Source organism: Duganella sp. 1224 (assembly GCF_013408245.1).
Lineage (GTDB): Bacteria > Pseudomonadota > Gammaproteobacteria > Burkholderiales > Burkholderiaceae_D > Rugamonas.
In genome coordinates, this window is the sequence record NZ_JACBYS010000001.1 from 659,098 (window position 1) to 671,787 (window position 12,690).

The 12,690-nt window shown below is 68.3% G+C and carries 6 protein-coding genes; all 6 read left to right on the forward strand.

All coding sequences use genetic code 11. The features are described from left to right. The first annotated feature begins 130 nt into the window (after positions 1 to 130). The 6 genes from FHW58_RS03085 to FHW58_RS03110 all read left to right on the forward strand — a co-directional run bounded on the left by FHW58_RS03085 (position 131) and on the right by FHW58_RS03110 (position 12,690). Positions 131 to 2,740 carry a glycoside hydrolase family 3 C-terminal domain-containing protein gene (locus FHW58_RS03085; RefSeq protein WP_179671595.1) on the forward strand — a complete coding sequence of 870 codons (2,610 nt, stop codon included), beginning with the start codon at positions 131 to 133 and terminating at the stop codon, positions 2,738 to 2,740. Between the two features lie 12 nt (positions 2,741 to 2,752). Further along, positions 2,753 to 3,670 (forward strand): alpha/beta hydrolase, encoded by a 918-nt coding sequence (locus FHW58_RS03090; RefSeq protein WP_179671596.1) that lies wholly within the window; start codon positions 2,753 to 2,755, stop codon positions 3,668 to 3,670. An 80-nt stretch (positions 3,671 to 3,750) separates the two neighbouring features. Further along, positions 3,751 to 6,705 (forward strand): TonB-dependent receptor domain-containing protein, encoded by a 2,955-nt coding sequence (locus FHW58_RS03095; RefSeq protein ID WP_229265031.1) that lies wholly within the window; start codon positions 3,751 to 3,753, stop codon positions 6,703 to 6,705. A 14-nt stretch (positions 6,706 to 6,719) separates the two neighbouring features. Beyond that, entirely contained in the window at positions 6,720 to 8,027 is a 1,308-nt protein-coding gene (locus FHW58_RS03100) for a gluconate:H+ symporter (RefSeq protein WP_179671597.1), read from the forward strand. A 15-nt stretch (positions 8,028 to 8,042) separates the two neighbouring features. Continuing rightward, positions 8,043 to 11,054, forward strand: a complete 3,012-nt coding sequence (locus tag FHW58_RS03105) for a glycosyl hydrolase family 28-related protein (protein ID WP_229265032.1) — start codon at positions 8,043 to 8,045, stop codon at positions 11,052 to 11,054. An 82-nt stretch (positions 11,055 to 11,136) separates the two neighbouring features. Next, complete coding sequence (locus FHW58_RS03110; RefSeq protein ID WP_179671598.1) at positions 11,137 to 12,690, forward strand: alpha-N-arabinofuranosidase; 1,554 nt, start codon at positions 11,137 to 11,139, stop codon at positions 12,688 to 12,690.

Sequence of the window (12,690 nt, forward strand, 5' to 3'; positions counted from 1 at the left end):
TGGTTGATACCGTTTCGGTTATCGCTTACAACAAAAAAATTATTGGTTAGTTACTAATCGAAAGGTAAGATGGCTCCAACAGGCATGAATTGTTAACGCAAACATCTTGCCTGAATAATAGGAGACATCGATGCGAAAAAATAAGGCCCTGCTGGCACTCGCCCTGGCGGCGGCGTTGCCGCTGGCCGTCCAGGCTGCGGATGCGCGCAGCGACGCCGATCAGCGCGCCCGCAGCCTGGTCACGCAGCTGACGCTGGACGAGAAGATCGACCAGCTGCTGAACGTGGCGCCCGCCATCCCGCGCCTGGGCATTCCCGCTTATAACTGGTGGACCGAGTCGCTGCACGGCGCGCTGGGGCCGCTGCCGACCACCAATTTCCCCGAACCGATCGGCCTCGCCGCCAGCTTCGACGCGCCGCTGGTGCAGCAGGTGGCGTCCGCCATCAGCACCGAGGTGCGCGCGCTGCACACGCTGGGCCGCCAGACCGGCCGCCTGGGCCGCATCGGCACCGGCCTCGATACCTGGTCGCCCAACATCAACATCTTCCGCGACCCGCGCTGGGGCAGGGGGCAGGAAACCTACGGCGAAGATCCGCACCTGACCGCCGCGCTGGGCGTGGCCTTCATCCGCGGCATCCAGGGCAGCAACCCGGATCTGCCGGACGTGATCGCCACGCCCAAGCATTTCGCCGTGCACAGCGGGCCGGAATCGACGCGCCACGTGGCCGATGTGTTCGTCTCCGGCCACGACCTGGAGGACACCTACCTGCCGGCCTTCCGCGCCGCCATTGTCGACGCCAAGGCCGGCTCCATCATGTGCGCCTACAACCGCATCAACGGCCAGCCGGCCTGCGGCAGCGAGCTGCTGATGAAGGAGCATCTGCGCGGCGCCTGGGGCTTCAAGGGCTACGTGGTGTCCGATTGCGACGCCGTGACCGACATCGCCGAGCAGCACAAGTACGCCACCGATCCGGCTGCCGCCGTGGCGGTGGCGCTGAAGGCCGGCACCGACAACGAGTGCAACACCAAGACGCTGGGCGACACGCCCAACCTGAGCGCGCGCTACCGCGAAGCCTGGCAGCGCGGCCTGATCAGCATGGCCGACATCGACCAGGCGCTGGTGCGGCTGTTTTCGGCGCGCTACCGCGCCGGCGATCTGGCCGGCCTGACCCAGCGCCAGGTTAACGCCGTTCCAGTTAGCGCTATCAACACCCCCGGACACCAGGCGCTGGCGCTGCAGGCGGCCACGCGCAGCCTGGTGCTGCTGAAGAACGACGGCGTGCTGCCGCTCAAGCCGGGCCTGAAGCTGGCGGTGATCGGGCCGCTGGCCGACGCCACCCGCGTCCTGCGCGGCAATTATTCGTCGACGCAGTCGGCGCCGCCGGTGTCGGTGCTGGAAGGCTTGCGCCGCGTGCTGCCCAAGGCCAGCATCCAGGTGGCGCCGTCGGCCGCCTCGATCACCGATGGCGACCCGGTGCCGGCCACGGCGCTGCGCACGCCGGACGGCCAGCCCGGCCTGCGCGCCGCCTACTACAACCGCAACGGCGAGCAGTACGAGGCCAAGCCGGCCATGACCCGTACCGAGGACGGCCTGGTGGCGCACGCGCTGCAGTTCAAGGCCATCGCCGACCGCCACAAGGTGGTGTGGGACGGCTACCTGACCGTGCCGGAAAGCGGCATGTACCGCCTCGGCGTCAGTGGCGTCAAGGGCGCGCTGACGGTGGATGGCAAGCCGGCGGTAGCGGCCGACACGTATTCGAAGTGGGCCGAGCCGCTGGAGCTGACCACCGTCAAGCTGGAACGCGGCCAGCGCTACCCGCTGCGCTTCGAGGCCGAGAGCGGCGGCTCCGGCGTGCCGGGCCTGTTCTGGAAGCGCATCTCCAGCGAGCCGGACGCCGACCTGCAGCGCGCCACCGCCGGCGCCGACGTGGTGGTGGCCGTGGTCGGCCTGACCTCGGACCTGGAGGGCGAGGAGATGGCGGTGAAAGCCGAGGGCTTCTCCGGCGGCGACAAGACCACGCTCGACCTGCCGGCCGAGCAGCGCCAGTTGCTGGAGCGCGCCAAGGCGCTCGGCAAGCCGCTGGTGGTGGTGCTGATGAACGGCAGCGCGCTCGACCTGTCGTGGGCCAAGGACAACGCCGCCGCCATCCTGGAGGCCTGGTATCCGGGCCAGGCTGGCGGCCTGGCGGTGGCCAACGTGCTGACCGGCCGCGCCGATCCGGGCGGACGCCTGCCGCTGACTTTCTACCGCGGCCTGGCCGACCTGCCGCCGTTTGACGATTACAGCATGCGCGGCCGCACCTACCGCTATTACGCCGGCACCCCGGTGTATCCGTTCGGCGCCGGCCTCAGCTACACCAGCTTCAGCTACACGCCGTTGCGCGTGGCGCCGGTGGATGGCGCGCCGGAAAACGGCGTGGTCGTCACCACCGAAGTCAGCAACACCGGCGCGCGCGAGGGCGACGAGGTGGCGCAGCTGTACCTGGCGCCGCCGGCCTACGAGGGCGCGCCCAGGCTGGCGCTGCGCGGCTTCCAGCGCGTGACGCTGAAGGCCGGCGAGCGCCGCCAGCTGACTTTCCGCCTGACGCCGCGCGACCTCAGCTTCGTCAACCGCGATGGCGCGCGCCAGCTGATGCCGGGCCAGTACCAGCTCAGCGTGGGCTCGGGCCAGCCGGGCGCCGGCGTGGCCGGCCAGCAGGCGTCGCTGGTCTTGAATCAAACCGTCGCAATCGATAAATAACAAGGAGACCTCATGTATCAAGCCCGATTCGCCGCGCTGGCCCTGGCCTGCGTGTTGTCCGCCTCCGCCCTGGCGCAGAATGACAAGATGACGCCGATCGCCACGCCGGCCCAGCCGGCCGCGATCACGCTGAACACCGGCCCGCTGCCGGGCGCGACCACGCAGGAAAGCTGGCACAGCCAGTACAACAGCGTGTTCGCCCGCAACGTCACGGTGGCCACGCTGACGCCGTTCCTGCCGGCCGCCGGCAAGGGCAGCGGCGCCGCCGTGATCGTGGCGCCGGGCGGCGGCTTCCGCACGCTGTCGATGGAAAACGAGGGCTGGCAAGTGGCCAAGGCGCTGGCCGACAAGGGCGTGGCCGCCTTCGTGCTGAAGTACCGCCTGGTGCAGACGCCGGCCGACATGGACGCCTTCGGCCGCGCCATGGCCGAGATGTTCTCCGGCACCGCCAAGCGGCCGCCGCCGTCGGCCGATTCGGCCGCCGAGTTCGCGCCGCAGATCGCCGACGCCCGCGCCGCCTTCGCGCTGGTGCGCGCCCGCGCGGCCGAGTGGCACGTCGACCCGGACCGCGTCGGCATGCTGGGCTTTTCGGCCGGCGCCATGCTGACCATGGCCACCACGCTGCACGGCCAGGATGCCAAGCCGGCCTTCATCGGCAACATCTACGGCCCGCTGACGGCCGTCACCGTGCCGGCCGAGGCGCCGCCGCTGTTCGTGGCGCTGGCCGCCGACGATCCGTTCTTCGCCAACAGCGGCTACGGCCTGATCGACAGCTGGCGCGCCGCCAAGCGGCCGGTCGAGTTCCACCTGTTCGAGCAGGGCGGCCACGGCTTCGGCATGTATCCGAAAAAGACCACCAGCACCGGCTGGTTCGACAGTTATGTGCGCTGGCTGACCATGCATGGCTACCTGCAGGCCAAGCCGCGCTGATCCATTCACCACCACGGGAGGGCATCCAGAACAACACCGTAGCAACCCCCACAGACCACATAACAACAATGGAGATTTATATGCGTTCACCATTTCAACGTAATCTGATGCAGCTGGCCGTGGCCGGCGCCTGCGCGGTGCTGGCCGCGCCGGGCTATGCCCAGCAGGAACCGGCCAAGCCGGACGAGGCGGCCGCGCCGCAACCGCAGCCGCAGCCGGCCGCGGACAAGCCGAGCAGCGACAACACCGTCGTGGTGTCCGGCTCGCGCATCGCCGCGCGCGGCTTCACCCAGCCGACGCCCACCACCACGCTGTCGTCCGCCGACATCGACAAGGCCGCCAAGCCGAACATCTTCGACGCGCTGACCGAACTGCCGGCACTGCAGGGCAGCACCGGCCGCACCACCAACACCTTCAGCACCTCCAGCGGCATCCAGGGCCTGTCGTCGCTGTCGCTGCGCGGCCTCGGCACGCTGCGCACCCTGACGCTGCTGGACGGCCAGCGCGTGGTCGGCGCCAACGTCACCGGCGTGACCGACGTCAGCCAGTTCCCGCAGCTGCTGGTCAAGCGCGTGGACGTGGTGACCGGCGGCGCCTCGGCCTCCTACGGCTCGGACGCCATCGGCGGCGTGGTCAACTTCATCACCGACAAGAAGTTCACCGGCTTCAAGACCAACTTGTCGGCCGGCGAAACCAAGTACCACGACGACAAGGGCGGCACCGTCCAGGCGGCGTGGGGCCAGGGCTTCATGGATGACCGCCTGCATGTCACCGTCAGCGGCGAGTTCACCAAGCAGAACGGCATCGACTCGCCCGGCTTCGGCCAGGTCGGCGCTGGCGGCCGCACCTGGTACAACAACCCGGCGCTGCAGGAATCGACCAAGGACATGCAGGCGGCCGGCCTGCCGCGCTACCGCATGATCAGCAACGCCCAGCACATCCAGTACGCCAAGTACGGCCTGATCGTCAACGGCCCGCTGAAAGGCACGGCCTTCGGTCCGGGCGGCACGCCATATCCGTTCCAGTACGGCACCGATTGCGTCGGCAACTTCTGTATCGGTGGCGACCGCGACGGCAGCGTCGGCGCCGGCACCAACCTGGCCATGAACTTCAAGCGCCAGGTGGCCTACACCCGCATCTCGTGGAACCTGGACGCCGACAACGAAATCTACATCACCGGCAACTGGGCCCAGGTCAAATCGGTGTTCTCGCCGAATCCGGGCGCGGCCAAGCAGGGCAATCTGTCGATCCGTTGCGACAACGCCTATCTGCCGGCCTCGGTGGCGGCGGGTTGCGTGTCCGGCTACCCGAGCGGCGCGATGTCGGTGGGTACCTCGAACGGCGAATTCCCGGCCAACATCAACGTCCACCCGACCCGCACCCAGCGCCGCGCGGTGATCGGCGCCAACGGCAAGTTCGAGCTGTTTGGCAAGGAATGGTCGTATGACGCCTACGCCGAGCACGGCGAAAACACCACCGTGATCCACGTGAACGACATCACGCTGAATCCGCGCTACAACTTCGCCATCGACGCCGTCAAGGACCCGGCCACCGGCCAGATCGTCTGCCGCAGCGCCGCCGCGCGCGCCGCCGGCTGCCAGCCGATCAACATCTTCGGCAACGTGCCGATCAACCTGGCCGGCTGGAACTACATCGCCCCATCCAACGGTCCGATGCAGCACACCGATTCGTCGCAAAATGTTGTTAGCGCTAACATAAACGGTGAGCTGGCGCAAGGCTGGGCCGGCCCGATTTCGCTGGCGTTCGGCGCCGAATGGCGGCGCGAGGACTACTCGGTGCACGGCGATCCATACGGCGCCGGCCTGGCCACCGAGTCGCCGTACAGCCCGGCGTATCCGGCCGATCCGACGCTTTCGGTCACCGGCGACAACTGGTTTGCCGGCAACTACCATAACGGCAAGGGCGCGTTCAATGTGCGCGAGGCGTATGCCGAGCTGAACATTCCGTTCCTGAAGTCGGCCACCTGGGGTGAAGCCAACCTCAACATCGCCGACCGCGAGGAGAAGTACAGCACCGCCGGCAAGGCGCGCGCGTGGAAGCTGGGTGCCACCTGGCAGACCCCGGTGGATGGCCTGCGCCTGCGCGCGGTGAGCTCGCGCGACGTGCGCGCGCCCAACCTGTCGGAGCTGTTTGCCGCCATGACGGTGACCAACCAGGCGGTCAACAACAACCAGGGCCAGTCGGTCCAGATCCAGCAGCGCAACGTCGGCAACCCGGCGCTGAAGCCGGAGGTGGCGCGCAACAACTCGTTCGGCCTGGTGCTGAGCCAGCCGAGCTGGGCGCGCAACTTCAACTTCTCGGTCGACTACTACGATATCAAGGTCAACAACGTGATCAGCTCGCTGAATCCGCAGCAGGAGGTCGACCTGTGCTACGGCGGCAACCAGCAGGTGTGCTCGGCGGTGTCGATCAACGGTCCGGCGGGCACCAACTACGTGCTGGCGCAGAGCTTCAACTTCGCGTCGCTGCACACCCGTGGCGTCGACTTCGAGCTGGCTTACCGCAAGAACATGAAGGACTTCGGTCTGCCGGGCACCGTGACCCTGCGCGGCCTGGCGTCGCGCATGATCCACTCGATCTCGGATCCGGGCGTGCCGGGCACCACGCCGAGCGAGGGCGCCGGCAACATGACCGGCGCCACGCCGAAGTGGAAGGCGCTGGTGTCGCAGTCGTGGGATGGCCTGCTCAGTGGCAAGCTGGGCCTGACGCTGAGCGAGCGCTGGATCGGCGCCGGTAAATTCAACAACGAATATATCGAGTGCCAGACCAACTGCCCGCTGCCAACGGCCGCGCACCCGACCATCTTCGACAACCACATGCCGGGCGCGGTGTACTTCGACTTTGGCGGCAGCTACAGCGTCACCAAGCAGGTGTCGGCTTACTTCAAGATCGACAACCTGGCCGACCGCGCGCCGGTGCTGGTGCCGCAGACCAACCTCAGCCTGGGCCTGAATCCGGCCCTGTATGACTCGGTCGGCCGCACCTACCGGGTTGGCGTGCGCGCCAGCTTCTGACGGAGGCGCCAGCTGTGTGGAGTATTTTTGCCGTACTGCTGGCGGTCGGCCTGCTGACCATCATGATCGCCTGGGGCAAGGTGCAGCCGCTCCTGGCGTTCGTGGTGGCGGCCATGGCCGCCGCGCTGATGCTGGGCATGCCGCCGGCCAAGATCCCCGGCGTCATCGAAAAGGGCATCGGCGACCTGCTGGGTTCGCTTACGGTGGTGATCTGCGTCGGCGCCGTGTTCGGCAAGCTGATCGCCGACAGCGGCGCCGCGCGCCGCATCGCCATCAGCCTGATCGACACCATGGGGCCGCGCCGCATGCCGGTGGCCATGACGGTGACCGGCTTCGTGGTCGGGCTGCCGCTGTACTACAACGTCGGCTTCGTGCTGATGATCCCGCTGATCTTTTCGCTGGTGGCGCAGTCGGGCCGGCCGGCGGTGGCGCTCGGCATGCCGCTGCTGGCCGGCCTGTCGATCGCCCACGGCTTCCTGCCGCCGCACCCGTCGCCCACCGCGCTGGTGGCGGCGGTGCACGCCGACATGGGCAAGACGCTGCTGTACGGCATGGTGGTGGCGATCCCGACGCTGATCATCGCCGGGCCGCTGTTTTCCATGACGCTGACCCGTATCCGCGCCCAGCCGGCGGCGGTGTTCCGCGGCGAGCCGAAACCGGAGCATGAACTGCCCAGCGCCGGCGCCAGCTTTTTCGTGGCGCTGCTGCCGGTGGCGCTGCTGGCGGCGCTGACCGTGGTCACGCTGTGGCGGCCGGCGCTGGCGCCGCCGCTGGCCTTCTTTGCCAATCCGATGACAGTGATGCTGGCCTCCTACGTGGTCGGCATGATCGTGCTGGGCCTGCGGCGCGGCATGAGCATGGCGCAGGTGATGGGCTCGGCGCAGGAGGCGCTGCGCGAAATCGCCCCGATCCTGCTGATCATCGCCGGCGCGGGCGGCCTCAAGCAGGTGCTGACCGAGTCCGGCATCAGCGCCCAGTTGGGCGCGCAACTGGCCAGCCTGCCGGTGCCGCCGCTGCTGCTGGGCTGGGCGGTGGCGACGCTGATCCGCGTCTGCCTCGGCTCGGCCACGGTGGCCGGCGTGACCGCCGCCGGCGTGGTGGCGCCGCTGACGCAGACCTCGGGCGTCGACCCCAACCTGATGGTGCTGGCGGTGGGCGCCGGCAGCCTGATGTTCAGCCACGTCAACGACTCGGCGTTCTGGATGTTCAAGGAATATTTCGGTCTGTCGCTGAAGGACACCTTCCGCTCATGGACCATGATGGAAACACTGGTGGGCAGCTTCGGCATCGTGTTCGTGTTGCTGTTGTCGCTGTTCGTCTAGAACAAGGAGACTGGATTGACTTACCGTTTCACTTCATTACTGCTGGCGCTGACCGTGCTGGCGGCGCCGGCCCTGGCCGCGCCGCCGTCGGTGTCGGCCTACCAGAGCATGCCCGACGATCCGCGCGCCGTGACGGTGCGCGCCGCCGGCGACGGCGTCACCGATGACAGCGACGCCCTGCAGCGCGCCATCGACAGCGCCGCCAACCAGGGCGCCGGCGGCGTGGTGTGGCTGCCGTCCGGCCGCTACCGCATCAGCCGCAGCATCCTGATACCGATCGCGGTGCGCGTCTACGGCGTCGGCAAGACCCGGCCGGTGCTGCTGCTGGCGCCCAACACGCCCGGCTTCCAGAAGGGCGTGGCCAACATGGTGATCTTCACCGGCACCGACACCTACAACGTCGGCAAGGTGGCGATGCCGGTGCCGAGCGCGGTGCCGTTCAGCGCCGAGCCGGGCAAGGCGGTGCGCGACGCCAACTCGTCGACCTTCTACTCGGTGCTGTCCAACGTCGACTTCGAGGTCGGCGACGGCAACCCGGCCGCCAGCGGCGTGCGCATGCACACCGCCCAGCATTCCAGCCTGTCGCACATCGACTTCCGCATGGGCTCGGGGCTGGCCGGCGTCTACCAGGTTGGCAACATGGCCTACAAGCTGCGCTTCTTCGGCGGCCGCTACGGCATCCTGGCCGAGAAGACCTCGCCGGCGTGGCAGTTCACGCTGGTCGACTCGCTGTTCGACGGCCAGCGCGACGCCGCCATCCGCGAGCACGAGGCGGCGCTGACGCTGGCCAACACCGACATCCGCAACACACCGGTCGGCATCGAGATCGACCGCGGCTACGGCGACTGGCTGTGGGGCCACGATCTGCGGCTGGAAAACGTGTCCAAGGCCGGCGTCATCATCAGCAACGAGAACAATGTCTACACCCAGGCCGGCTTTGAGCGCATCAGCGCGCGCAATGTGCCGGTGTTCGCGCAATTCCGCGACGGCGGCAAGCAACTGGCCGCGCCGGGCGCCAGCTACCAGGTGACGGAATTCCAGCACGGCCTGGTGCTGCCGGGGCTGGGCCAGCCGGGCCAGTTCGACACCCGTTACCGCACCGCCGCCTTGCCGGCCAAGACCGGCGCCGAGGCGGTGATGCGGCCGCTGCCGCCGACCGCCGAGTGGGCCAGCGCGCGCAGCTTCGGCGCCAAGGGCGACGGCGTCAGCGACGACACGGCGGCGCTGCAGAAAGCCATCGACAGCCGCCGCGTGGTGTATCTGCCGCTGGGCATGTACGTGGTCAGCGACACGCTGCGCCTGAAGCCGGACACGGTGCTGATCGGCCTGCATCCGGGCCAGACCCGGCTGGTGCTGCCGAACGGATCGCCGCTGTACCAGGGCATCGGCACGCCGAAGGCGCTGGTGGAAACCGCGCGCGGCGGCGACGCCATCGTCACCGGCATCGGCATCAACACCGGCGAGGTCAATCCGCGCGCGGTGGCGCTGCTGTGGCGTGCCGGCGCGCAGTCGCAGATGGACGATATCCGCATCCAGTGGGGCTACGGTTCGCCGACCGATCCGTACAAGAAGAGCGAACGCTTCGACACCTCGGCCTGGTGGGACCGCCAGTACCCCAGCATCTGGGTCACCGATGGCGGCGGCGGCACCTTCACCGGCGTCTGGTCGCCGGCCGGCCACGCGCAGGCCGCGTTTTACGTGACCAACACCAGCACGCCGGGCCGGGTGTACGAGCTGTCGGCCGAGCACCACATCCGCAACGAGATCGTGCTGGATGGCGTGAAGAACTGGTCGTTCTACGCGCCGCAGACGGAGGAAGAGGTGCGCGACGGCGCCGATTCGGTGTCGCTGGCCATCCGCAACTCCAGCAACATCCTGCTGGCCAACTACCACGCCTACCGCGTGACCCGTTCCATCAAGCCGGCGCTGTCGGCGGTGGAGATCAGCAATTCGCGCGACATCCGCTTCCGCAACGTGGCGGTCAACGGCGAGAGCGGCTTCCCGACCTGCGACGAGGAAGGCTGCGTGGCCTACCTGCGCGCCTCGAAATACCCGTACGAGAACGCGATTGTCGACGTCACCAACCGGTTGCAGGTGCGCGAGCGCATGTTCGCGGTGCTGGATTACACCGGCACGCAAACCAGCGCGCCGCCCGCGCCGCCGGCACCGAAAGTCGACAAGCTGGAAGAGGGCTTCTACTCGATCGCCGGCGCCGCCGTCGACGCCAAGGGGCGGCTGTACTTCATCGACCGCCACTTCCAGCGCATCTACCGCTACGCGGCGGACGAGGGGCTGCGCACCATCAGCGACTATCCGCTCGATCCGGTCAACCTGGCGGTGGACGACAGCGGCAACCTGATGGTGCTGTCGTCGGCCGGCAAGCAGGCAACCGTGTACGCGCTCAAGCCGGACGTGCCGGGCGGCGCGATCTCGCTCATCGCGCCGACGCCGCGCAAGGCCGGCGCCAACACGCGCCTGGCGCTGCCGGTCAACTACTGGGCCAACGGCGAATTCCAGGACCAGCTGGACCTGAACACCTATGAATTCGCCACGCTGGCGGAGATCTTCTCCCGCAACGCCGCCATGCCCAAGGCGCGCGAGTACGTGTCGGCCGACGGCAGCCTGGCGCTGCCGGCGTTCCGCGTCACGCGCCACGGCTCGCTGGACCACCTGGGCCACCGCTGGTCGGACACGCTGGACACCCACGGCTTCGTCTATGCCCGGCCGGGCCAGCGCGTGGTGTTCACCAACGCCTCGCAGAACCTGACCCTCAGCGGTCTGGTGGGCGAGGGCGGCGCGATCACCGATCTGAAACAGGTGGCCGACCGTGGCGGCGAGAGCGCGGCGGTGGGGCCGGATGGCAAGGTGTACGTGGCCAATGGCCAGGTCTTCATCTACGGCGCCGACGGCAAGCCGGCCGGCCGCATCGACGTGCCGGCGCGGCCGCTGCAGCTGATCTTCGGCGGCGCCGACGGCCGCACGCTGTACATCCTGACCCACCACGCGCTGTACGCGGCGCGGATCTGAGTTATTGTCATTCTCCAGGCCTGTCGGCCGTTTGCCGCTGCGCAGTCTGCAGCGGCATTTTTTCTTACTTCGAGCCTTAGACATGAAAAAAATTCTTCTGCTTGCAGGGCAGTTCACCATGCTGGTGGCGATGTCGGCCGCCTTGGCCGAGCCGGTCACCGTCAGCATCGACGCCAGGGCGGCCGGTCCGGTCATCGACCGCCACATCTTCGGCCAGTTCGCCGAGCATCTCGGCCACGGCATCTACGACGGCATCTGGGTCGGCCGCGATTCAGCCATCCCCAACACGCGCGGCATCCGCAACGACGTGGTGGCGGCGCTGAAGGCGATCAAGGTGCCCAACGTGCGCTGGCCGGGCGGCTGCTTTGCCGACGAATACCACTGGCGCAACGGCATCGGTCCGGCCGACAAGCGCCGCGCCGGCCGCAATCCCAACTGGGGCGGCGTGGTCGAGCCGAACACCTTCGGCACCGATGAATTCATGGACTTCGTCGGCCAGATCGGCGCCGAGGCCTACATCTCCGCCAACGTCGGTTCCGGCACGCGGCAGGAGGCGGCCGAGTGGCTGGAGTACCTGACCGCCGAGCAGACCGCGCTGGGAGACGAGCGCGCCGCCAACGGCCACAAGGCGCCGTACAAGGTGGCCTTCTGGGGCATCGGCAACGAGAGCTGGGGCTGCGGCGGCTCGATGAGCCCCGAGCACTATGTCGAAGAGATGAAGATGTACGCTCGCTACAGCCGCAACTACAACAGCGCGCAGACCATGCGCCAGATCGCCGTCGGCCCGGACGGCGCCAAGCCCGAATACACCGAGGCCGTGATGCGCGCCTGGGCCGGCAAGACCTGGGCCTGGAACATCGACGGCCTGTCGCTGCACTCGTACACGCTGAACGGCTGGCCGCCGACCGTGAAGGCGACCGGCTTCGGCGAGCCGGAATACGCGCGCTTCATCAAGGAGACGCTGGGCATGGAAGGCCTGATCCGCAAGCACGGCGCCATCATGGACCGCTACGACCCGCAGAAGAAGGTGGCGCTGGTGGTGGACGAGTGGGGCTCGTGGCTGGCGCCGACGCCGGGCACCGATCCGGGCTTCCTGATGCAGCAGAACTCGCAGCGCGACGCCATCGTCGCCGCGCTCAATCTGAACATCTTCGCGCGCCACGCCGACCGCGTGCGCATGGCCAACATCGCCCAGATGATCAACGTGCTGCAGGCGATGATCCTGACCGACAAGGAAAAGATGGTGCTGACGCCGACCTACCACGTGTTCAAGATGTACGTGCCGTTCCAGGACGCGACGCTGGTGCCGGCCCGCTTCAGCGCCGGCACCTACCGCCACGGCAAGCTGGAGATGCCGCGCGTGGACGCCATGGCCGCGCGCGACGCCAACGGCAAGCTGTGGGTGGCGCTGACCAATATCGACTACAGCCGCCCGGTGGACATCGCGCTGGCGCTCAAGGGCCTGCAGGTGAACGCCGCCTCGGCACAGGTGCTGGCGGCGCCGCAGGCCGACAGCGTCAACACCTTCAGCGCGCCGGACACGGTGACGCCGAAGCCGCTGGAGGTCAAACTGGTGCGCGGCCAGCCGGTGCTGACGCTGGCGCCGCGCGCGGTGGCGGTGGTGGCGGTCGAATAA